Here is a 22,801-nt window from a genome sequence, read left to right as displayed (position 1 = left end):
TTCACCATTATAGATAATTATCTATATCAGAGAGTGCCAATTCTGTAATAGTTCCATTCTGTAGTAAGAGGAACCTATTACAGTATTTCTTGATAATATCTTTAGAGTGAGAGGCCAGTACCAGAACAGATGTATTGTTGATCATCTCTTCCAGTTTTTTCCCCATTTTTTCTCTGAAATAGGTATCGCCAACGGTCAGCCATTCATCCATCAACAGAACACTGGGCTTCAGGATCGAGATGATAGAGAAAGCAAGTCGTAACAGCATACCGCTGGAATAGGTTCTGACGGGGAGATTGATATAATCACCGAGTTCACTGAATTCGATAATGTAATCGATATGCTTGGCGATTTCTTTTCTTCTCAAACCAAGCAGGATCCCTCGTATATAAATATTCTGGTATCCCGTCGCTTCACTGTCCATTCCCATTGCCATATCGATGAGGGAGACAACCTCCCCTGCAATATTGATAGCGCCGGAAGAAGGGTGATAGACACCGGCCAGAACACGTAACAGCGTAGTTTTCCCTGCGCCGTTATGCCCTATCAGCGCGACCCGCTCGCCTTCATGTACATCAAAGGAGACATTATTCAGGGCCTTAACCGTGACATAACTTGTGCTATCGTTGAATCCACCCCCGACGGTGCGCTTGAAAAGCATTTTTTTCAGGCTTCGCTGGGATGATGAATATATCGGAAACTCAACGCTAACGTTTACCGCCTCAATTATTTTCTTCATATATTAAAGCCAGTACGCAATCTTGGTTTTAGTCTTATTGAGAGTTATCATTGACAGTATAAACAGAACAATGGTTATTGCAGTTGCAATAATTAATGAGTTCTGGTCTGGCAGATGACCAAGCATGGGCTCACGGATGATGTTAAAGAAATGAACTAATGGATTGAATTGTACCCAATAAAGCCATTGCTCATTCAGTTGATCTGTTTTCCACATAATTGGAGTAAAGTAGAAACTGACTAGCAAAATGTTTTGAATAATCATCTGCATATCTCTGAATCGGGTACATATGACACCTAAGATCAGAGAGCTTGAGACTAATGCTACTGATAGCAATACAAACCCTATAATAGATAACAGGGCGGTAACCGTCCATCCCGGACCGACAAAAGTAATAACAAAAATAATAATGATGAAGTTATGAAGGAAAACAATAATGTTTCTACTTAATATTCTTAACATTATTGATGTGAAAGATATTTTCGACTGGCGAATTATATAATCAAACTGAATAAAACCGTTGCTGGCTTCCGTCAGTTGGGTAGAAATATATGTCCAGAATACCTGACCTATACAGAAAAAGGGAAGGTAATCTTTTACATCCAACTTAAAGAGAGTTGACCACAATAAGCTCAACATCCCTACCAGAATAGCAGTACTGATCGTTACCCAAAAAGGGCCTAGCGTTGAGCGTTTATATCTCTGCTTAATATCATACCAGGATAAAACTACCCACGACTCCGGGTTCTTTAACGCTGATTTTAAGTCATTTAACATGTAGAAAATGCCCAAATTAATAAAAGAGCTGATTAATACAGCTCTTTTAATTTGTTGTATCGAATTATTCTACGCTTACGCTTACATCGTAACCGTTGGATTTCAGCAAAGCGAATTGCTTGGCTTTTTCCAGGTCATAAGCGACCATTTCATCGATCATTTCTTCCAGTGTTGTTTCCGGTACCCAGCCCAGTTTGTTTTTGGCTTTGCTCGGATCACCCAGCAGCGTATCTACTTCAGCAGGGCGGAAGTAACGCGGGTCGACAGCCACGATCACATCGCCTACTTTCAGTGCCGGCGCATTATTGCCGGTGATTTTGGATACTACTGCTTTTTCGTTGACGCCAGTACCGGTGAATTCCAGTTCGATGCCCAGTTTAGCCGCAGACATTCTGATGAAGTCACGTACGCTATACTGAACGCCGGTCGCGATGACGAAGTCTTCCGGTTTTTCCTGCTGCAGCATCATCCACTGCATTCTGACGTAGTCACGAGCATGACCCCAGTCGCGCAGAGAATCGAGGTTGCCCATGTAAATGCATTTTTCCAGGCCCTGTGCAATGTTGGACAGGCCGCGTGTGATTTTACGAGTCACAAACGTTTCGCCGCGACGCGGAGATTCATGGTTGAAGAGGATACCGTTACAGGCGTACATGCCATAGGATTCTCTGTAGTTTACTGTAATCCAGTAAGCGTACATTTTAGCTACGGCGTACGGGCTTCTCGGGTAGAACGGCGTGGTTTCTTTCTGCGGGATTTCCTGCACCAGACCATACAGTTCGGAGGTGGATGCCTGATAGAAACGGGTCTTTTCGGCCAGGCCCAGGAAACGGATGGATTCCAGCAGGCGAAGTGTACCGATAGCATCAACATCCGCAGTGTATTCCGGGGATTCGAAGCTGACTGCAACGTGTGACTGGGCGCCCAGGTTGTAAATTTCGTCAGGCTGAACTTCAGCAATAATACGAGTCAGGTTGGAAGTATCAGTCAGATCGCCATAATGAAGGTTGAATTTTACGTTCTCTTCATGAGGATCCTGATACAAATGGTCAACACGCTGTGTATTAAAGAGTGATGAACGGCGCTTAATACCGTGAACTTCGTAACCTTTTTCCAAAAGGAACTCAGCAAGATAAGAACCATCCTGCCCTGTTACACCGGAAATCAAAGCAACTTTCTTCATCTATAATTCTCCAATATTATTTTACTGTCTTGATATTAAGATTTAATAATTTTATCTAGCTTCTCAACTTCGGCACGCAGTAACTCGCTGCTGTTGTTGGTTTCTACATTCAGTCTCAGAAGCGGTTCGGTGTTGGAAACTCGGACATTGAACCTAAAATCCTCGTATTCAATACTCACTCCATCAACATATTCTGCGCGCTTGGCATTACCCACATAGACTTCTTCAATCCGGGCCAGGACTTCTTTTGAATTCTCAACGCGATAATTTATTTCTCCGCTGCACGGGAATAAATTCACTCTTTCATTCAGGGTGTCTGAAAGCGTGGTTTTTTTAATACACAGTAACTCTGCAACCAACAACCAGGGGATCATGCCGCTATCGCAGTAGGCGAAATCCCTGAAGTAGTGGTGTGCGCTCATTTCGCCGCCATAAATGGCGTTTTCGCTGCGCATCCGTTCTTTGATGAACGCATGGCCGGTTTTTGACATGACGGGAACACCGCCGGCTTTCTTAACGATATCAATCGTATTCCAGGTCAGGCGTGGGTCATGGATGATTTTTGCGCCAGATTCTTTCTGCAGAAAGGCTTCGGCGAGCAAACCGACAATGTAGTAACCCTCGATAAACTCGGCATGATTATCATAAAGGAAGCAGCGATCAAAATCTCCGTCGAACGCGACACCCATATCCGCATTATGCTTGAGCATGGCATCAGACGTATCTTTGCGGCATTCAGGCAGAAGAGGGTTCGGGATACCATTAGGGAAATTACCATCCGCCTGATGGTGTACCTTGATAAATTCAACCGGAGCGTTGGCTTGTTTGAACCGTTTCTCGATCTCATCGATAACGTGGCCTGCAGCGCCGTTGCCAGAGTTGATGACCAGCTTGAGCGGTTGCGTGAAATTGTTGAGGTCGATATAGCTCATTAGATGATCGACATACGCATTCAGTATGTTGATCTTCTTATAAGAACCACGCTTTTGCGGATCAGCCGCAGGGAACGTGTTTTCTTCCGCAAGCCGCTGAATATCGCGTAACCCAGTGTCGCCGCTGATCGGTTTTGCATTATCCCGGACTAACTTCATGCCGTTGTAATTCATCGGGTTATGGCTGGCTGTGACCTCAATGCCGCCGTCAAGGTTCAGGTGGAAAGTGGTGAAATACACTTCTTCCGTGCCGCTTAACCCGATATCCAGCACATCGGTGCCAGAGTCCATCAACCCGTTTGCCAGCGCCATTTTCAGGGATTCGCTGGTGAGACGAACATCGCCGCCTACGACAACCGTTTTGGGTGAAAGGAATTGCCCGTAGGCACGGCCGATGCGATAAGCGATATCCTCATTCAACTCTTTGCCTAATTCACCGCGAATATCGTAGGCTTTGAAACACGTTAATGCTGACATATATCCCTTCTGAAATTTTGATTATCAGTTTATTTCAATAAAATCATCATCACCCAAATAGGATCCAGACTGGATTTCCAGCATTTCCAGCGGGATCTTCCCAGGATTCTCAAGCTTATGCATAGCGCCGATTGGGATAAAAGTGGATTGATTTTCAGTTAATAACTGGGTTTTGTCCTGAATGGTAACCTTGGCTGTCCCAGACAGAATGACCCAATGCTCGGTGCGGTGATAATGCATCTGCAGTGGGAATGATTCGCCGGGTTTTACGGTAATGCGGTTAACGTTAAATCTGTCGGTGCGTACAATCAGGTCGCAGCGTCCCCAGGGCCAGTAAGTTTCCCGGTGACGGCGGTATTCGCGGCGGCATTTTTCTTTCAGGAATTCAACCACCCGTTTTACATCCTGAACCTGGTCTTTCTGGACGACCAGCACGGCATCCTTGGTATTTACAATTACCAGGTTATCAACGCCGATTGCGGCAACCAGTTGGTCATCGGTATTGATATAACAGTTCTTGGTGTTATGCAGGAAGGTATCGCCTTTCAGGGAGTTGCCGTCGTCGTCTTTTTCATTAACTTCCCATAGCGCCGACCAGGAGCCGACATCGCTCCATCCTGCGTCCAAAGGAACAACAACGGCGTCTTCCGTTTTTTCCATTACAGCGTAATCGATGGACTCATCCGGGCAGGTAATAAAGTGCTCGGTCTGGACATTAATAAAGTCCCCTTGCTGACTAACGCCATCAATAGATAATTGGCACGCTTTCAAAATATCGGGGCGGAATTTTTCCAGTTCCTGCAAATAACGTTTGGCGCGGAACATGAACATACCGCTATTCCAGTAATATTCGCCCGATTGCAAATATTCCTCAGCAATCTCAAGGCTTGGTTTTTCAACAAACCGTAAAACCTTATGAGGCGCAAATTCGTCACCGGGTAATTTTTCGCCGCGCTGAATATATCCGTAGCCGGTCTCGGGGCCGGTAGGGACGATACCAAACGTGACCAAACTCCCTTTCTGGGCGTAAGCGATGGCTTTTTTGATGGAGGAGTGAAATGCGGCTTTATTTTCAATGATGTGGTCGGCGGCCAGCACCAGGAGGAGAGGGTCTTCCCCTTGTCTGATCGCGTTCAGTGCGGCTAGCGCGATCGCCGGAGCGGTATTACGCCCCGCAGGTTCCAGAATGATATTGTTGGATAGCTGGTTAATTTGTCTCAACTGCTCTGCAACCAGGAAGCGGTGTTCTTCGTTACAGATAACTACAGGCGCTCGTGTTTCAATACCACTCAGGCGGTTAACCGTTTCCTGCAGCATGGAATTCTGACCGTGGAGACAAATGAACTGCTTGGGATAGAGTTCACGTGAAAGCGGCCACAGGCGACTACCTGTACCACCAGCCATGATTACGGGGAGTAACATCTTGTAATAACCTTGATTGTTTTCTGTTCGAAAAAGGGTTTTTCGAATCGCTTGGGGATATATTAATTCAGACAAGCTACCGCCCTTGGCTCACAGTTGCCAAAGTTCTGAATTGTATGGGTTTTATATATATCAAGCAGATGCGCCTGCATCGTCTATGTTCAGTACCTATGTTTTACTGTCCCGATTTTACAGGTTAAGTCACTATTTTACAGCAATGACAGACTTTTTTTAGTGGTGATTTTCCTATTTGCCATGTTCGATAATAAGAATTTTTATCGTTTACCCTTTATAGTAGAATGTTTTGAAATAGGACAGAGCTTCCTTATTTCAAAAGTAAGGCTGAATAAGTTTTTACGTCATCGGCAGAGTGCGGAGCGGCGGCGATGGTTGGCGGATAAAACCATTTACCGGGGTGTCCGTGCGGCGCAAAGAAAATTGTTTGCCCCCCCTTGCCAGAATGGGCGGATTGGTTCATAATGCTGCCCTCTTCGCGATATAGCTTTCAAAATACAGTTAAATCAATAAGTTAGCTGTGATTTCATAAAAGTAGCGCGAAATGTGATCACGTCAGTTTGCGTTTGGCGGAAAAGCGTCAATACTTAAGCGTTGCGTGTGCGGGAATAGCTCAGTTGGTAGAGCACGACCTTGCCAAGGTCGGGGTCGCGAGTTCGAGTCTCGTTTCCCGCTCCAGTTTTACACTTCTTCATATCTTCTCCGTTGTCATACAATTTTTCTGCATATGTTCATACTTTTCTGAACAGACTTATCCACAGCCTGAAAATGGGTCGCGTACGTCTGTCTGGAAATGTCATGAAAAAGATATGATTTCAAGATATTGAAATAAAAAGATAAATTTATGATAAAAAACGCTATCCAGATCACTTGTACTTTTTGTGATGATTGATTGACAACGCTTTTTTAAAATTATCCACAGATGGATGGTTCAGGATCGTCAAACAATCGCAACGCAAAATTTCAGGCGTCTCGCGGCAAACCTTTCTCTATCGCACGGATTAACCGTTTTTTTTGCGGCGGCTGAACATCAATAGGCTGAGCGTCAATCGATTGTTGACTGCGTCGGGTTAGCTGTTGGTCGATGGCCCAGTGAATATGTTCGTCCAGCAGGGCACTTTCTCCCAGTCGGCCCTGCAGCGCCGGGATGATCCTACCGTCGTAGGGCGCGTTGCCCAGTGCGACGGCGATATTACGCAGCCAGCGCCCGTGGCCGATGCGCCGGATAGCGGAACCTTCAGTTACCCGCAAAAAACGGGTTTCATCCCAACTAAACAACGCCAGTAACTCCGGTGCATGCAACGCCGCCCGCGGGCTGAAATCGGGTTCGTCGGTAAGTTGCGAGAAGCGATTCCAGGGGCAAATCAACTGGCAATCGTCACAGCCGTAGATGCGGTTTCCCATCAACGGACGCAGAGGTTCCGGAATCGCGCCTTCCAGCTCAATGGTCAGGTAGGAAATACAGCGGCGGGCATCAATAGTGTAAGGCTCGACGATTGCGCCGGTAGGGCAGGTCGTCATACAGGCTACGCATTTACCACACTGTTCTTCAACCGGTTGATCTACCGGTAAAGGCAGGTCGATAAGCAGTTCCCCCAAAAAGAACCAGGAACCCGCTTCCCGGTTCAACACCAGTGAGTGCTTGCCAACCCATCCAAGCCCGGCTTTAGCGGCTAGAGGCCGTTCCATGATCGGTGCTGAATCGACAAAGGGGCGAAACTGCAACTCGCCGCAGTGCTCCTGAATTCGGTCGCCCAGCTTTTTCAGCCGTTGACGCAGTAACTTATGATAGTCACGCCCCAGGGCGTAACGGCTAACATACCCAAGGTGCGGGTTTTTCAGCGTACTGGCAAACGCGGCTTTGGCCGGCAGATAATTCATGCGTACGCTGATGACGCGTAACGTTCCGGGCAACAGTTCATGCGGGCGGGCTCGCATCATGCCGTGGCGCGCCATCCATTCCATTTCGCCGTGATACTGCTTGTCGAGCCACGCCTGAAGGCGGGGTTCTTCATGAGACAAATCAGTGTCGCAAATCCCCACTTGCTGGAAACCCAATTCAAGCCCCCATTGCTTGATGAGCTGTGCGAGTTCGTTGAGATCGTAGGGGTATGTCATGCGTAACCATCGAGAAGAAACTGGGCGTCTGATTTTATCACATTGTCCTGGCGTCGTTCGCGGCGAGTCGGTGATGGGTGGGTAACAAACAGACATATTTATTAATATTTTCGCACAAGATGTCGATAACTTGAGCGAATTGACAATTTTCTTTATGGCTCTGGGAGGAAATGAAGTGGAAACAGTCGCGCTTTCGGCCTACCGGCTGGTGAATCGGGATCTGAATTTGCATATTGACCCCAATCAGCCACAGGAGGCGACTCTGGCGTATGTGACTCCTGCGGAGAAACCGACGGTTGAATACGTCCAAATCAGCAATGAGGGGCGCCAACTGGCAGAGGGAGATATTGTGGCGTCGCCGGCCCGGTATTATTTTTCTTCGCAGATCGATAATGGGGTGTCGGCGGCGCTGGTCGATCAGCCGGAACAGGTTTCGCAAGCCATTTACCGCCTAATTGACGACAACTTCGTGAATGCGGCTGAGCTGGACGACGAGCAGCGTCAACTGGCGCTGGAGCTTGGTTTGTCTCAGGCCGGCTATTTCGCCGAGCGCTATTTGAGTGGCAATAAGAAAACGGCGTTTATGGAAAGCATGAACCTGCTGGCATCGGTAGTGAAAACACGTCAGGTCGATGACAACGGCAACATTTCTTATCTTACCCTGCCTGAGCGTGTTCCCGGCACGAACGAGTATAAAGTGGATGTCGCCGAACTGATGAAGGAAAAAGATCCCGGCCGCTATCAGGCATATCTGGGCGCGCTGGAAAGCGGTGGCGACTGGTTTGCGCCTTATCTCGATTTTGTGAAGCAACTTCCCCAACACCCCGAATGGATTAGTGAATATCAGGAAAATGCCGGGAAATTGTTCCAGTCGATTGCCGGCGACCAGCTAGCGAACCGTTTTGCCTCGGCGGATCTGTCTTCGTCGGCGACATTGATTAACGATGTGCGTGAAACGTTGCTGATGAGCTACGACGAACAAACCGTGCAGACGCATGTACAAGCATTAAGACAGTTTGTCGACGTGCTGGAAGGATCGCTACGCTGAATGGCGTTCAGCGTATTGTTATCCTTATTTCCGTTTCTCCGCATATGGCGCTTCCCGGCAGACCTTGCTAAGTTGAGGCGCACTATCCTGCTACCGACGGAGGGATGACATGCAGCAAGATCATCGCGTGTATCAGCCCGGCGGATCATTACCCGACCTGCCTCATACTGTTTTTTTACCCGACTGGCTGCGCCGTGAGGAGCCTCATGCGGCAGGCTATGTCGGCGTCTCATTAAATACGCTTATGCAGCGTGCGGGCGATGCCGCTTTTCGTATAGCGCAACGGCAATACCCTACCGCCCGGCACTGGCTGATTCTGTGCGGACATGGCAACAACGGCGGCGACGGGTATGTGGTCGCCGCTCTGGCGCGCGCCGCAGGAATTGCGGTCACGGTGGTTGCGGCGATCGGCGATCGGCCGCTGCCGGCAGAAGCGCATCTGGCGCGTCAGGCATGGTTTGATGTCGGGGGACGCGAGCAGCATATCGATGCGCCGTGGCCTGATGATATCGATCTGATCATTGACGGCCTGCTGGGAACCGGGCTGTCGTCCGCTCCCCGCGCGCCTTATGACGCCCTGATCGCTAAGGCCAACCGCCATTCGGCGCCGATTGTCGCGCTGGATATTCCTTCCGGATTGAATGCGCAAACCGGCGTCTGCGCAGGGGCTGCGATCCACGCCGCGCACACGGTGACGTTTATTGCGCTGAAGCCCGGTTTATTAACCGGCCAGGCACGGGATGTCGTCGGGCAGCTTCATCACCATGCTTTGGGGCTCGGCGACTGGCTGGCGCAACAATCGGCGCCGATCGCGCGTTTGACCGCGGCGTCGCTGACGCAATGGCTGAAACCACGGCGTCCGGGCGCGCATAAAGGCGAGCACGGCCGTTTGTTGATTATCGGCGGCGACGAAGGCACCGGCGGTGCGATTTTCATGGCAGGAGAGGCGGCGCTACGCGGTGGCGCAGGGCTGGTGCGAGTGCTTACTCACAAAAGCTATCTGGCCGCCTTGCTGGTGGCTCGTCCGGAACTGATGGTGCAGGAACTGACCACCGATTCGGTCAAGGCCGGCGTCGAATGGGCGGATGTAGTGGTGATCGGGCCGGGGCTGGGGCAGCGCGAATGGGGAAAAAACGCACTGCGGATCGCAGAAAATTGTAACAAATCCATGTTATGGGATGCCGATGCGCTCAACCTGCTGGCAATCAGCCCGCATAAACGTCAGAATCGCGTTTTAACGCCTCATCCCGGCGAAGCCGCCCGTCTGTTGAACTGCCGGATTGCCGATATTGAAAGTGATCGCTTACTTGCTGCACAACGCCTGGTGAAACGCTATGGCGGCGTGGTAGTGCTAAAAGGCGCCGGTACGGTGCTGGCTGGCGAGCAGGGCGAATTGGCGATCGCCGATGTGGGAAATCCCGGCATGGCGACCGGCGGTATGGGGGACGTGCTGGCAGGCATGATTGGGGCGATGCTGGCGCAAGGGCTGTCGTTGTACGACGCCGCCTGCGCCGGTTGTGTAGCCCACGGAGCGGCAGCGGACTGGCTGGCGCAGCGGCAGGGCACACGCGGGATGTTGGCAACCGATTTGATGGCGGTATTGCCGCAGTATGTAAATCCTGAGCGGATATCCTTAGAAAACACAGAATGAAGACGCTTTTGTTACCTTTGCCGGACGAGGCAGCCACCATTGCGCTGGGAGCGGCGTTAGCCCGAGCCTGCGAGCGCGCCACCATTATTTATCTGCTGGGCGATCTGGGGGCGGGTAAAACCACGCTGAGCCGCGGATTCCTGCAGGCGTTGGGTCATCAGGGCAATGTGAAAAGCCCGACTTATACGCTGGTAGAGCCCTATGCGCTGCTGCCGCGTCCGGTGTATCACTTCGACCTTTATCGACTGGCGGATCCTGAAGAACTGGAGTTCATGGGCATTCGTGACTATTTGTCGCAGGATGCTATCTGCCTGATTGAGTGGCCGCAACAAGGCGCAGGCTTCTTGCCGCAAGCCGATGTTGAATTACATCTTGGCTATCAGGCTGCGGGCCGACAGGCGGAGATCAAGGCCCGTACGCCGCAGGGCGAGCAGATCGTAGCGGCGCTGGCCGCCTGGCCGGAGCAGGAAGCGCCATGACCGTGCGGTTGATGAAGGCCCTGCTGGGGCTATTGCTGATGTTGTCATGGCCGCTGTGGGCGAGCAGCCTGACCGATATCCGGGTGAACAACGCTGCCGGCGAGGCGGTCGTTACGCTGAGTTTTAGCGGTCAGCCGGTGTATGAATACTTTTCGCTGAATAATCCAAACCGGGTGGTTATCGATATCAGCCAATCCGGCGTGATGAAAGGACTGCCGCTAGCGTTTAACGGCCAGAATCTGATTGCCCGCATTCGCACCAGCAACGCTAAGGACCCGAAAAGCCTGCGTCTGGTGCTGGACCTGACCCAAAAGGTACAGGTTCGGGCCGTGAAAGAAGGCAATGGCGCCGTCTTTACCCTGACTGGCGAGCGCAAAACGGCGGCCCGCAAACCTGTGGCCCAGCCCGTGCAACCGTCGTCGCAGGTCGGACGTAATCCTCTGGTTCCTCAGACATCGGCTGCGGCGGTAGCGGCTGCGCCGACCCGGGTATCGGGGCGGGCGGGCAGCGGCGAGAAAATCATTGTCGCGATTGACGCCGGCCACGGCGGTGAGGATCCGGGCGCCACCGGGCCGGGCGGGCTACATGAAAAAAATGTCACCATTTCGATAGCCCGTAAACTGCGCGCCATCATGAGCGCCGATCCGGCGTTTAAACCGGTGCTGACCCGCGACGGCGACTATTTTATTTCGGTGATGGGGCGTTCCGACGTGGCGCGCAAGCAAGGGGCTAACCTGCTGGTGTCCATTCACGCGGACGCGGCGCCTAACCGCGGCGCGACCGGCGCATCAGTATGGGTACTGTCCAACCGGCGCGCCAACAGTGAAATGGCCAACTGGCTGGAACAGCATGAAAAACAGTCTGAATTGCTGGGGGGCGCGGGCGATCTGCTGGCCAACAGCGCGGCCGATCCGTACCTGAGTCAGGCGGTGCTGGATCTGCAGTTCGGGCATTCACAGCGGGTGGGGTATGATGTGGCGGTGAAAGTGCTGCGCGAACTGCAGCGTGTCGGTAGCCTGCATAAGCGCCGGCCGGAACACGCCAGTCTGGGCGTATTGCGTTCACCGGATATTCCGTCTTTGCTGGTGGAAACCGGGTTCATTTCTAATCCGAGCGAGGAGCGGCTGCTGGGCAGCAACGAGTATCAGGAAAAAATTGCCAACGCCATCTATCAGGGGTTGCGCAGCTATTTCCAGACTCATCCGTTACAAAATATCCCAAAGCAGGAAAACCGTCCGCTCGGCTCGCAGACGGTGAAAAACGCAGCAGCCCCTGAGCCAGCTCAGATCGCAACAGGAGCAACGGTACGCCATACTGTTGCGACCGGAGAAACATTATCGGGGATCGCCGCGCATTACGGCGTCAGTATGGACGCTATTCGTGAAGCAAACCGCCTGAAAAAAGACGTGGTCTGGGTGGGGCAACGGCTGAGGATCCCGTCCGGCGCCGCCTCATCGGCGGTTAAAACGGCTTCGGCGACGAAGAGCAAACCCGTTGCGGCCGCGTCGTCTTCGAGCGCGAAGAAAAGCGCAACCGTGATAAAACATAAAGTGTCGCGGGGCGATACGCTGAGTGCCATCGCCAGCCGGTATGGCGTGAGCATGAAAGCGATCCAGCAGGCGAACAACATGTCTTCCGGAACCGTGCAGTTGGGGCAGACGCTGATTATCCCTTCTGCCTGATCCGGGTGATAAAACGAGGAGAGTCCATGCCGATTCAGGTGCTGCCGCCCCAGTTGGCGAACCAGATCGCTGCCGGCGAGGTGGTGGAGCGGCCTGCTTCCGTCGTCAAGGAACTGGTGGAAAACAGCCTGGACGCCGGAGCGACGCGGATCGATATCGAAATCGAACGCGGCGGCGCGAAGCTGATTCGCATTCGGGATAACGGCTGTGGCATCGGTAAGGCGGATCTGGCGCTGGCGCTGGCTCGTCACGCCACCAGTAAGATCGCCACGCTTGACGATTTGGAAGCGATCGTCAGCCTGGGGTTTCGCGGCGAAGCGCTGGCCAGTATCAGTTCGGTCTCCCGCCTGACGCTGACCTCCCGTACCGACGCGCAGGCGGAAGCGTGGCAGGCCTACGCCGAAGGGCGAGAGATGGCGGTGACCGTCAAACCGGCGGCGCACCCGGTTGGCACTACGCTGGAAGTCCTGGATCTGTTTTACAATACCCCGGCCAGGCGCAAGTTTCTGCGTACCGAAAAAACGGAATTTATGCACATCGATGAAGTGGTGCGGCGCATTGCGCTGGCGCGCTTCGATGTGGCGATCACGTTGCATCACAACGGTAAGTTGATCCGGCAATATCGCGCGGTGTCGGAGTCTGCCCAGCGCGAGAGGCGGCTTGGCAGCATCTGTGGCGCGGCGTTTCTGCAGCATGCGCTGGCGGTTTCCTGGCAACATGGCGATCTGAAAATTCACGGCTGGGTGGCGGATCCGGCTGGGTCGCGCCAGTTGCCGGAAATGCAGTATTGCTACGTCAATCAGCGCATGATGCGTGACCGCTTAATCAATCATGCGATTCGTCAGGCGTATCAGGATCAGTTGCGCGATGAACAACAGCCGGCTTATGTGCTGTATCTGGAGGTCGACCCTCATCAGGTGGATGTCAATGTGCACCCGGCCAAGCATGAGGTTCGCTTCCATCAGGCCCGTCTGGTGCATGACTTTATCTATCAGGCGGTGATAACGGTATTACAGCAGGCGGCGGCGCCGGGGTTGAGCGGCGTCGGCGATACGCAGACGCCGGCGACGACATGGCAGCCGGAAAACCGGACTGCCGCAGGTGAAAACCAGTTTGCCCGGCCGGCAGAACCCACGCCGGAGACGCCGAGAGCGGCATCGTCGGGTAGCGCGGGGCGCCACGTGGAGAGTCACCATGCTCGTGAGCGCCAGTCCGCCCGGACCGAGACGGCCGGTTATCAAAAGAAACAGGGCGAGCTGTACCAGCAGTTGCTGCATACTGAGTCATCGCGGCAGCAAACGGTCGCCCGGGAGATGCCGCCGGTTAGGGATGTGCCCGCGGCGCAGCGCGATGTGACGGTAAAGGCAGCGGTAGAAGCACCGCTGGAGAGCCATGCATTGGGGCTAGGGCGCGTGCTGACGGTGTATCCTCCCAGCTACGCGCTGGTGGAATATCAGCAAGGTCTGGCGTTGTTGTCGCTGACCGTGGCGGAACGTTACCTCCGGCAGGCGCAGTTGACGCCGTTGGAGGCCGGCGAGGGATTACGGCCGCAGCCGTTGCTGATTCCGCAACGGCTGACGCTGAGCCCGTCCGAGCTGGCGGTCATGCAGCAGCAACAGCCGCTAATGACCCGTATGGGAATAGAGGTGGAACTGGCGCCGCCGCGCGCTACGCTGCGGGCGGTACCTTTACCATTGAGACAACAAAATTTACAAAACTTGATTTCTGACCTGCTAGGCTATCTTGCTGATTCTCATGACGCGAAGCCTGATGCGGTAGCGGCGTGGATAGCCCGGCGACTTGGCAGCGAGCGTGAAAACTGGACGCTTGCTCAGGCCGTACAACTGCTGTCCGACGTAGAGCGTTTATGTCCTTTGCACGTGAAAACGCCGCCGTCAGAATTGTTATATGTGATGGATATTGAATCCGCCATCAGGGCGTTGAAGAAGCATGAATGAGTTTGAAACGGCGCAGCATCCGCCGGCTATTTTTATCATGGGGCCGACGGCGTCCGGGAAAACCGCGCTGGCGATGGCATTGCGCGAGCAACTTCCCGTTGAGTTGATTAGTGTGGATTCGGCGCTGATTTATCGCGGTATGGATATCGGTACCGCCAAGCCTGGTCCGGAAGAGCTGGCGCGAGCCCCGCATCGCCTGCTCGATATTCTTGATCCGGCCGAAGCCTATTCCGCCGCGGATTTTCGGCGCGATGCGCTGCAGGCGATGGCGGAGATCACCGCCGCCGGGCGCATTCCGCTGCTGGTGGGCGGCACCATGCTGTATTTCAAGGCGCTGCTGGAAGGGTTGTCGCCGCTGCCGTCGGCGGATGCGCAGGTACGGCGGGAAATCGAAGAGCGCGCGCGGACCGAGGGATGGGAAGCGTTGCATCGTCAGTTGAGTGCCATCGATCCGGTGTCGGCGGCTCGGATTCATCCAAATGATCCGCAGAGACTGTCTCGGGCACTGGAAGTTTTTTTCGTTTCAGGTAACACTTTAACCGAGTTGACAAAGACATCCGGTGAAGCGTTGCCCTATCGTGTTCATCAGTTTGCGATTGCTCCGGCAACGCGCGAGTTGTTGCATGAGCGGATAGCGTTGCGTTTCCGGCAGATGTTGGAATCAGGTTTTGAAACAGAGGCTCGGGCGCTGTTCGCCCGGCCGGATTTGAATCCTGCGTTGCCGTCAATCCGTTGTGTCGGATATCGCCAGATGTGGTCATATTTGTCGGGCGAGATCGATTACGATGAGATGGTGTATCGTGGCATCTGCGCCACCCGGCAGCTGGCGAAGCGCCAGATGACCTGGTTGCGTGGCTGGGAAGAAGTTTGCTGGCTTGACAGCGACCGGCCCGGAGAGGCGTTACGCAAGGTGATTCAGGTTGTTAGTGCATAGGTTAGACGATTGTGTACAATTGCCTGTGTCTACAATTGACTGATTCTCGGCACAAAATTTTTATAACGTTATTTTAGGGCCGCAGGGTTCTTTGTTACAAATAACAAGCAAATAAGGAAAATATAGAATGGCTAAGGGGCAATCTTTGCAAGATCCGTTCTTGAACGCTTTGCGTCGTGAACGTGTTCCGGTTTCGATTTATTTGGTTAATGGCATCAAACTGCAAGGTCAGATTGAATCTTTCGATCAGTTTGTGATTCTGCTGAAAAACACGGTTAGCCAGATGGTGTACAAACACGCCATTTCTACGGTAGTTCCGTCTCGCCCGGTGTCGCATCATAGCAATAATCCCGGCTCAAATAACTACCATGCCAATAACCAGTCTGCGCAGCAACAGCCGCAGCAGGAAAGTGATGACGCTGAATAACGCGTCCTTACCAGTTTACCACGGCGGGAAAAGCGCTGATTGCAGCGACTTTCACTGCCGTGGTCGCTTTTTTCTGAGAGGGTGCCCGGTTGTTTGACCGTTATGAAGCCGGTGAACAGGCCATACTAGTTCATATTTACTTTTCGCAAGAGAAAGATACTGAGGATTTGCTGGAGTTCGAATCTCTGGTGTCTTCAGCCGGAATAGACGCGTTGCAGGTGATTACCGGCAGCCGTAAGGCGCCGCACTCCAAATATTTTGTCGGCGAAGGCAAGGCGGAGGAGATCGCTCAAGCGGTCAAAGCGACCGGCGCCTTTGTCGTGTTGTTCAATCATGCGTTGACGCCCGCGCAGGAGCGTAATCTGGAACGGCTGTGCGAATGCCGGGTTATCGACCGAACCGGGTTGATTCTGGATATCTTCGCTCAGCGCGCCCGCACCCATGAGGGGAAGCTGCAGGTTGAGCTGGCGCAGTTGCGCCACCTGGCGACGCGCCTGGTGCGCGGCTGGACCCACCTTGAAAGACAGAAGGGCGGGATTGGTTTGCGCGGGCCGGGTGAAACCCAGTTGGAAACCGACCGGCGCTTGCTGCGTAACCGTATCAGTCAGATCTTGTCCCGCCTTGAAAGGGTGGAAAAGCAGCGTGAACAGGGGCGTCGGGCGCGAACCCGAGCCGAAGTGCCGACGGTTTCGCTGGTGGGGTACACCAACGCCGGCAAATCGACCCTGTTCAACCGCATGACATCGGCGGATGTCTATGCCGCCGACCAACTGTTTGCCACGCTGGATCCGACCTTGCGACGCATCAATGTGGATGACGTCGGGGATACCGTGCTGGCGGATACCGTCGGCTTTATCCGTGAGTTGCCGCATGACCTGGTGGCGGCGTTCAAAGCGACGCTGCAGGAAACCCGGGAAGCGACCTTGCTGTTGCATGTGGTTGATGCTTCTGACGCTCGCATCGATGAAAACATTGATGCGGTGAATGAGGTATTGGCTGAAATCGAAGCGGACGATATTCCGTTTCTGCTGGTCATGAACAAGATCGACCGGCTGGAAAACATTGAACCGCGTATCGACCGTGATGAAGAGAACCGACCGATCAGGGTATGGCTTTCTGCCCAGACCGGAGAAGGGATTCCATTATTATTCCAGGCGTTGACTGAACGGCTTTCCGGAGAAATTGCGCATTATTCTCTGCATCTTCCTCCGCAGGCCGGGCGTCTGCGAAGCCGTTTCTACCAGCTTCAGGCAATAGAAAAAGAATGGATTGAGGAAGACGGCAGCGTAGGGTTGGTGGTCAGAATGCCCATTATCGACTGGCGGCGCCTGTGCAAGCAGGAGCAGAAATTGCAGGATTATATTGTCTGAGCGACACAGACAGTCTCATAACTCTGGGACATTGACCCCGAAAAATACCTATCATAATGAATGGAGCTAAACATGGCGTGGAATCAGCCCGGTAACAACGGACAGGACCGCGACCCGTGGGGGAGCAGCAATAACAATAGCGGCAACTCTGGCGGAAACAATAAAGGTGGACGGGATCAGGGACCGCCTGACCTCGACGATATCTTCCGTAAGTTGAGCAAAAAGCTCGGCGAACTGGGTGGCAAGTCGTCTGGTTCCGGTACCGGTTCTCAGGGGGGCGGCGGCAACGGCGGCCGTATTCTGGGGCTGGTCGTGGCGGCTGCCGTGGTGGTCTGGGGCGTCAGCGGTTTCTATACCATCAAGGAAGCCGAGCGCGGCGTGGTCACCCGTTTTGGCAAATTCAGCCATCTGGTTGGTCCGGGCCTGAACTGGAAACCGACCTTTGTTGATTCGGTGCGTGCCGTAAACGTTGAGTCCGTGCGCGAACTGGCGACGTCCGGCGTTATGCTGACGTCCGACGAAAATGTGGTGCGGGTGGAGATGAACGTCCAGTACCGCGTCACCCAGCCGGACAAGTATCTGTTTAGCGTCACCAATGCCGATGACAGCCTGCGTCAGGCCACCGACAGCGCGCTGCGCGGGGTGATCGGCAAATACACCATGGATAAAATCCTGACCGAAGGGCGCACCATTGTGCGTACGGATACCCAGCGTGTGCTGGAGGAAACCGTGCGTCCTTATGATATGGGTATTACCCTGCTGGACGTGAACTTCCAGACCGCTCGTCCGCCGGAGGAAGTCAAAGCCGCGTTCGACGATGCGATCGCCGCTCGTGAAAACGAGCAGCAGTACATTCGTGAGGCGGAAGCCTACGCCAACGAAGTCCAGCCGCGCGCCAATGGTCAGGCGCAGCGTATTCTGGAGGAATCCCGCGCTTATAAAGACCGCACCGTGCTGGAAGCTCAGGGTGAAGTTTCCCGCTTCTCGCGTCTGTTGCCGGAGTATAAAGCCGCACCAGAAATTACCCGTGAGCGTCTTTACATAGAGACGATGGAGCGCGTGCTGAGCCACACCAACAAGGTGCTGGTGAGCGACAAGAGCAACAATCTGATGGTCCTGCCGCTTGATCAAATTATGCGTGGTCAGGGGGGCGTTTCGACCGGTGCGCCGACGAGCGGCAATGCCGCCAATCAGGCGCCGTTGCGTCTGCCGTCAACCTCATCAAACAGTAGTGGTGTCGGCTATGCGCCGCGTTCTTCCGGCAACAACGGCAACATTATGGATCAACGCCGCGCCAACGCGCAGCGCGACGAGAACATTCGCGTAGGGAGAGAATAATCAATGCGTAAGTCAGTCCTCTTTATTCTTGTCCTGTTACTGCTGGTGGTCTATGCCTCGCTGTTTGTGGTGCAGGAAGGCCAGCGCGGTATCGTGATGCGCTTTGGCAAAGTCCTGCGCGACAACGAAAACAAACCGCTGGTGTATTTGCCTGGTCTGCATGTGAAGATTCCGTTCCTGGAGTCGGTAAAAATGCTGGATGCCCGTATCCAGACCATGGAAAACCAGGCCGATCGCTTCATTACCAAAGAGCAGAAAGACCTGATCGTCGACTCTTATATCAAATGGCGTATCAGCGATTTCAGCCGTTACTACCTGGCTACCGGCGGTGGCGATGTGTCTCAGGCGGAAGTCCTGCTGAAGCGTAAGTTCAGCGACCGTCTGCGTTCTGAAATCGGTCGTCTGGATGTGAAAGGCATCGTGACCGATTCCCGCGGCCAACTGATGTCCGATGTGCGTGAAGCACTGAACGCCGGTACCGGCGAAACCACGGAAGCGGATAACGCCATTGCCTCGGCGGCGGCGCGTGTGGAGCGCGAGACCTCCAGCGGTGGTCCGCGGGTTAACCCTAACAGTATGGCGGCGCTCGGGATCGAGGTGATCGACGTACGTATCAAGCAGATCAACCTGCCAACTGAAGTATCGGACGCGATCTTCCAACGTATGCGTGCGGAGCGTGAAGCGGTTGCTCGCCGTCATCGTTCTCAGGGTCAGGAGCAGGCCGAGAAAATCAAGGCGGCGGCCGACTACGAGGTCACTCGTACACTGGCGGAAGCTGAGCGTCAGGGGCGAATCCTGCGCGGTGAAGGGGATGCCGACGCGGCTAAACTGTTCGCCGGCGCGTTTAGTCAGGATCCGGCTTTTTATGGTTTTATTCGTAGCCTGCGAGCCTATGAGAATAGCTTTAACAGCACCAATCAGGATGTGTTGGTGTTGAGTCCCGATAGTGATTTCTTCCGTTATATGAAATCGCCTGAGAAAAGCCTCTCTACTCGTTAAGGTTATTTAACCGCCACTATCAAGCCCGTGTTTACGGGCTTTTTTCTGTCTGGAGTTTTTTTATGAATGTGAGCATCTGGCTGGCGCTGGGGTTGGTGCTAATCATGGAAGGGTTGGGGCCGTTGCTGTTTCCTCGTATCTGGCGGCGGATGATCCTGACCATGGCACAGTTGCCCGATAATATTTTACGCCGGTTTGGCGGGGGTATTGTGGTCGCCGGCTGTGTGATCTACTACATGTTGCGTAGCCGGGCAGGCGGCTGAAATTTCCGCTAAAAATGTGCGCAAACGTGTGCTAAAAGTACTGAAAGCCGCAAGATGAGATGCTAGAATCCTTTTTTAACCAATCTGGTGATTCTTGAGATGGGTAAGAACGTTGTCGTACTGGGCACCCAATGGGGTGACGAAGGTAAAGGCAAGGTCGTAGACCTGCTGACTGAACGGGCCAAATATGTTGTGCGCTACCAGGGTGGTCACAATGCTGGTCACACGCTGGTTATCAACGGTGAAAAAACCGTTCTTCATTTAATTCCCTCAGGTATTCTGCGCGAAAATGTCATCAGCATCATCGGTAACGGTGTGGTGCTGGCGCCGGATGCGCTTCTGAAAGAAATGACCGCACTCGAAGCACGTGGCGTGCCGGTGCGTGAGCGTCTGTTGCTTTCCGAAGCCTGCCCGTTGATTCTGCCGTACCATGTGGCGCTGGATAATGCCCGTGAAAAAGCGCGCGGCGCTAAAGCAATCGGCACCACCGGTCGTGGTATCGGGCCTGCGTATGAAGACAAGGTTGCGCGTCGCGGTCTGCGCGTCGGCGATCTGTTCGATCGGGAAAACTTTGCCGTCAAGCTGAAAGAAATTATGGAATACCATAATTTCCAGCTGGTGCACTACTACAAAGCAGATGCGGTGGATTACCAGAAAACGCTGGACGACGTGCTGGCGGTTGCCGACATCCTGACCGCGATGGTTGTGGATGTTTCCGATCTGCTGCACAAAGCGCATCAGCGTGGCGATCTGGTGATGTTCGAAGGCGCGCAGGGCACGCTGCTGGACATCGACCACGGTACTTATCCGTATGTAACCTCTTCCAACACCACCGCTGGCGGCGTGGCGACCGGTTCCGGTCTGGGGCCGCGTTATGTGGATTACGTGCTGGGTATCGTTAAAGCCTATTCCACCCGCGTTGGCGCCGGTCCGTTCCCGACCGAGCTGTTCGATGACGTTGGCGAGCATCTGTCGCAGAAGGGCAACGAGTTTGGCGCAACGACTGGCCGTCGCCGTCGTACCGGCTGGCTGGATGCGGTCGCGGTGCGTCGCGCGGTGCAGATTAACTCTCTGTCCGGCTTCTGCCTGACCAAGCTGGACGTTCTGGATGGCCTGAAAGAAGTGAAAATCTGCGTCGGCTACCGTATGCCGGATGGCAACGAAGTGGATGTGACCCCGCTGGCTGCTGAAGGCTGGGAAGGCATTGAGCCGATTTATGAAACGCTGCCGGGCTGGTCTGAAAGCACCTTTGGCGTGAAAGAGTACAGCAAATTGCCGCAGGCTGCGCTGAACTACATTAAACGCATCGAAGAAGTGACCGGTGTGCCGGTGGATATCATTTCCACAGGTCCGGACCGTGAAGAAACCATGATTCTGCGCGACCCTTTCGACGCGTAATCGCAATGGTGGCTGCATGAAAAAGGACGGGCTTGCCCGTCCTTTTTGCTATCTGCTTGCCGGCAAACATGTTGCCGGCGGTGCTCGCAGTCTGCGAGAAACCCGTCAGTCTTCGTTGTCCGTCGCCTGCGCTTTGGCGTTCAGCACATCCAGCAGTTTGTTGTGAATATTGCCGAAGCCGCCGTTGCTCATTACCAGAATATGATCGCCAGGCTGAGCGGTTTTGCTGATCATCTCCACCAACGTGTCGATATCCGCGCTCCAGTAGGCTGGCTGAACGCAGGCGTCAGCCACTTCAGCCACCTGCCAGGGAATATGCTGAGGCTGGAACAGGAAGACACCGTCAGCGCGGCCCAGCGCCGGTGCTAACTCGTTTTTGCAATGACCCATTTTCATGGTGTTGGAGCGAGGCTCCAGCACGGCGAGAATCCGCGCGGTGCCTCCCACCTTGCTGCGCAGGGCGGCCAGCGTGGCGAGGATCGCGGTCGGGTGATGGGCAAAATCGTCATAGACCGACACGCCGTGCGCGGTGCCGCGCAGTTCCAGCCGGCGGTGGGCGTTAATGAAACCACCCAGCGCTCGACAGGCTTCTTCCGGCGGGACGCCGACATGACGCGCCGCGGCGATCGCCATCAGGCCGTTATGCATGTTGTGTTCGCCCACCAGATTCCAGGTGACTTCCCCGACCAGTTGGTCATTGAGGTACACCTGAAACACGCTGGCGTCGGTGGTGACCTTTTTCGCTTTCCAGATGCCTTCCTCTCCCACCAGCTCCTGCTCGCTCCAGCACCCCATGCCCATTACCTGTTTCAAATGCAGGTCGTGAGAAGGAACGATGATGCGGCCCTTGCCCGGAACCAGACGCACCAGATGGTGGAACTGTTTCTGGATGGCCTTGAGGTCGTCGAAGATATCCGCGTGGTCAAATTCCAGATTATTCAGAATTAGCGTGCGCGGGCTGTAGTGCACGAACTTGGAACGCTTGTCGAAGAAGGCGCAGTCATACTCGTCCGCTTCCACCACGAAGAACGGGCTTTCGCCCAGGCGGGCGGAGACGGTGAAGTTGCCCGGCACGCCGCCGATGACGAATCCCGGCTGGTAGCCGCAGTCTTCCAGAATCCAGGTCACCATGCCGGCGGTGGTGGTTTTGCCGTGGGTGCCGGCGACGGCGATAACCCAGCGTTCGCGCAGCACGTGATCATGAAGCCATTGCGGACCGGACATATAAGGGATATTTTGTTCCAGCACCGCCTCAACGCAGGGATTGCCACGGGTCATGGCATTGCCAATGATGACCAGATCCGGAGCCGGGTCCAACTGCGCAGGGTCGTATCCCTGGATAAGGGTAATCCCTTGTTCTTCCAGTAAGGTACTCATTGGCGGATAGACGTTAGCATCCGAACCGGTTACCTGATGCCCTTGTGATCGGGCCAGCAACGCCAGTCCTCCCATGAAGGTGCCACAGATTCCTAAAATATGAATACGCATACGTTTTCCATCTATATTCAGAGAGTCTGCCGTCCATTCTAACGCCTGGAATACGTCATAAGAAATGGATTTGCTAGGTACTCGCTTTCTCTTTGGGCTACAC

General features: G+C 53.8%; 20 protein-coding genes and 1 tRNA gene. 13 read left to right on the top strand and 8 right to left on the bottom strand.

Going from position 1 to position 22,801, the window contains the following annotated elements; translation table 11 throughout:
• Nucleotides 1-7 precede the first annotated feature (7 nt).
• From DXX3274_RS19390 to DXX3274_RS24050, 6 genes are all read right to left on the bottom strand, one after another.
• Entirely contained in the window at nucleotides 8-739 is a 732-nt protein-coding gene (locus DXX3274_RS19390) for an ABC transporter ATP-binding protein (protein ID WP_042861185.1), read from the bottom strand.
• A gap of 3 nt (nucleotides 740-742) precedes the next feature.
• The gene (locus DXX3274_RS19385) at nucleotides 743-1,516 is read right to left on the bottom strand and encodes an ABC transporter permease (RefSeq protein WP_042862227.1); all 774 of its coding nucleotides are present in this window, start codon (nucleotides 1,514-1,516) and stop codon (nucleotides 743-745) included.
• 64 nt (nucleotides 1,517-1,580) lie between these two features.
• The gene (gene gmd / locus DXX3274_RS19380) at nucleotides 1,581-2,699 is read right to left on the bottom strand and encodes a GDP-mannose 4,6-dehydratase (RefSeq protein ID WP_038665385.1); all 1,119 of its coding nucleotides are present in this window, start codon (nucleotides 2,697-2,699) and stop codon (nucleotides 1,581-1,583) included.
• 35 nt (nucleotides 2,700-2,734) lie between these two features.
• Nucleotides 2,735-4,108 (bottom strand): phosphomannomutase/phosphoglucomutase, encoded by a 1,374-nt coding sequence (locus DXX3274_RS19375; protein ID WP_042861183.1) that lies wholly within the window; start codon nucleotides 4,106-4,108, stop codon nucleotides 2,735-2,737.
• A 24-nt stretch (nucleotides 4,109-4,132) separates the two neighbouring features.
• Nucleotides 4,133-5,530, bottom strand: coding sequence for a mannose-1-phosphate guanylyltransferase/mannose-6-phosphate isomerase (locus DXX3274_RS19370; RefSeq protein WP_039693176.1), 1,398 nt, complete (start codon nucleotides 5,528-5,530; stop codon nucleotides 4,133-4,135).
• A gap of 325 nt (nucleotides 5,531-5,855) precedes the next feature.
• Complete coding sequence (locus tag DXX3274_RS24050; protein WP_193747048.1) at nucleotides 5,856-6,008, bottom strand: hypothetical protein; 153 nt, start codon at nucleotides 6,006-6,008, stop codon at nucleotides 5,856-5,858.
• Nucleotides 6,009-6,147: 139 nt separating this feature from the next.
• Between DXX3274_RS24050 and DXX3274_RS19365 the strand changes: the two genes are divergently transcribed.
• Nucleotides 6,148-6,223, top strand: a tRNA-Gly gene (locus DXX3274_RS19365).
• A 285-nt stretch (nucleotides 6,224-6,508) separates the two neighbouring features.
• On the opposite strand, the gene queG is transcribed toward DXX3274_RS19365, so the two are convergent.
• On the bottom strand, nucleotides 6,509-7,663 hold the full coding sequence (queG, locus tag DXX3274_RS19360) for a tRNA epoxyqueuosine(34) reductase QueG (protein ID WP_042861181.1): 1,155 nt from the start codon (nucleotides 7,661-7,663) through the stop codon (nucleotides 6,509-6,511).
• 175 nt (nucleotides 7,664-7,838) lie between these two features.
• Here queG and DXX3274_RS19355 point away from each other — a divergent pair, with 175 nt between their 5' ends.
• The 12 genes from DXX3274_RS19355 to DXX3274_RS19300 all read left to right on the top strand — a co-directional run bounded on the left by DXX3274_RS19355 (nucleotide 7,839) and on the right by DXX3274_RS19300 (nucleotide 21,210).
• Nucleotides 7,839-8,711, top strand: a complete 873-nt coding sequence (locus tag DXX3274_RS19355) for a hypothetical protein (protein WP_042861179.1) — start codon at nucleotides 7,839-7,841, stop codon at nucleotides 8,709-8,711.
• 109 nt (nucleotides 8,712-8,820) lie between these two features.
• The gene (nnr, locus tag DXX3274_RS19350; protein WP_042861177.1) at nucleotides 8,821-10,362 is read left to right on the top strand and encodes a bifunctional ADP-dependent NAD(P)H-hydrate dehydratase/NAD(P)H-hydrate epimerase; all 1,542 of its coding nucleotides are present in this window, start codon (nucleotides 8,821-8,823) and stop codon (nucleotides 10,360-10,362) included.
• Nucleotides 10,359-10,841, top strand: coding sequence for a tRNA (adenosine(37)-N6)-threonylcarbamoyltransferase complex ATPase subunit type 1 TsaE (gene tsaE, locus DXX3274_RS19345; protein ID WP_042861175.1), 483 nt, complete (start codon nucleotides 10,359-10,361; stop codon nucleotides 10,839-10,841). Before nnr ends, tsaE begins: the two co-directional genes overlap by 4 nt.
• A complete protein-coding gene (gene amiB, locus DXX3274_RS19340) occupies nucleotides 10,838-12,523 on the top strand; it encodes an N-acetylmuramoyl-L-alanine amidase AmiB (protein ID WP_042861172.1) in 1,686 nt (561 codons plus the stop codon). Before tsaE ends, amiB begins: the two co-directional genes overlap by 4 nt.
• A 26-nt stretch (nucleotides 12,524-12,549) precedes the next feature.
• Nucleotides 12,550-14,481 (top strand): DNA mismatch repair endonuclease MutL, encoded by a 1,932-nt coding sequence (gene mutL / locus DXX3274_RS19335; RefSeq protein ID WP_042861171.1) that lies wholly within the window; start codon nucleotides 12,550-12,552, stop codon nucleotides 14,479-14,481.
• On the top strand, nucleotides 14,474-15,415 hold the full coding sequence (miaA, locus tag DXX3274_RS19330) for a tRNA (adenosine(37)-N6)-dimethylallyltransferase MiaA (RefSeq protein WP_042861170.1): 942 nt from the start codon (nucleotides 14,474-14,476) through the stop codon (nucleotides 15,413-15,415). Before mutL ends, miaA begins: the two co-directional genes overlap by 8 nt.
• 127 nt (nucleotides 15,416-15,542) lie before the next feature.
• Nucleotides 15,543-15,842 carry an RNA chaperone Hfq gene (gene hfq, locus DXX3274_RS19325; RefSeq protein WP_033567471.1) on the top strand — a complete coding sequence of 100 codons (300 nt, stop codon included), beginning with the start codon at nucleotides 15,543-15,545 and terminating at the stop codon, nucleotides 15,840-15,842.
• 89 nt (nucleotides 15,843-15,931) lie between these two features.
• Complete coding sequence (gene hflX, locus DXX3274_RS19320; protein WP_042861169.1) at nucleotides 15,932-17,212, top strand: ribosome rescue GTPase HflX; 1,281 nt, start codon at nucleotides 15,932-15,934, stop codon at nucleotides 17,210-17,212.
• A gap of 72 nt (nucleotides 17,213-17,284) precedes the next feature.
• Nucleotides 17,285-18,550 (top strand): FtsH protease activity modulator HflK, encoded by a 1,266-nt coding sequence (gene hflK, locus DXX3274_RS19315; RefSeq protein ID WP_042861168.1) that lies wholly within the window; start codon nucleotides 17,285-17,287, stop codon nucleotides 18,548-18,550.
• Between the two features lie 3 nt (nucleotides 18,551-18,553).
• Nucleotides 18,554-19,549 carry a protease modulator HflC gene (gene hflC / locus DXX3274_RS19310; protein ID WP_033567468.1) on the top strand — a complete coding sequence of 332 codons (996 nt, stop codon included), beginning with the start codon at nucleotides 18,554-18,556 and terminating at the stop codon, nucleotides 19,547-19,549.
• Nucleotides 19,550-19,611: 62 nt separating this feature from the next.
• Nucleotides 19,612-19,812 carry a DUF2065 domain-containing protein gene (locus tag DXX3274_RS19305; RefSeq protein WP_038923952.1) on the top strand — a complete coding sequence of 67 codons (201 nt, stop codon included), beginning with the start codon at nucleotides 19,612-19,614 and terminating at the stop codon, nucleotides 19,810-19,812.
• A gap of 99 nt (nucleotides 19,813-19,911) precedes the next feature.
• Nucleotides 19,912-21,210, top strand: coding sequence for an adenylosuccinate synthase (locus tag DXX3274_RS19300; protein WP_042861166.1), 1,299 nt, complete (start codon nucleotides 19,912-19,914; stop codon nucleotides 21,208-21,210).
• Nucleotides 21,211-21,315: 105 nt separating this feature from the next.
• Here the strand turns inward: DXX3274_RS19300 and mpl are convergent, their stop codons facing one another.
• Nucleotides 21,316-22,698 carry a UDP-N-acetylmuramate:L-alanyl-gamma-D-glutamyl-meso-diaminopimelate ligase gene (gene mpl / locus DXX3274_RS19295; protein ID WP_042861165.1) on the bottom strand — a complete coding sequence of 461 codons (1,383 nt, stop codon included), beginning with the start codon at nucleotides 22,696-22,698 and terminating at the stop codon, nucleotides 21,316-21,318.
• Nucleotides 22,699-22,801: the final 103 nt, after the last annotated feature.

Source organism: Dickeya sp. NCPPB 3274 (genome assembly GCF_000406205.1).
GTDB lineage: Bacteria > Pseudomonadota > Gammaproteobacteria > Enterobacterales > Enterobacteriaceae > Dickeya > Dickeya fangzhongdai.
Note: the sequence above shows the minus strand (reverse complement) of the source record. Positions and strands in the feature narration are given on the sequence as shown.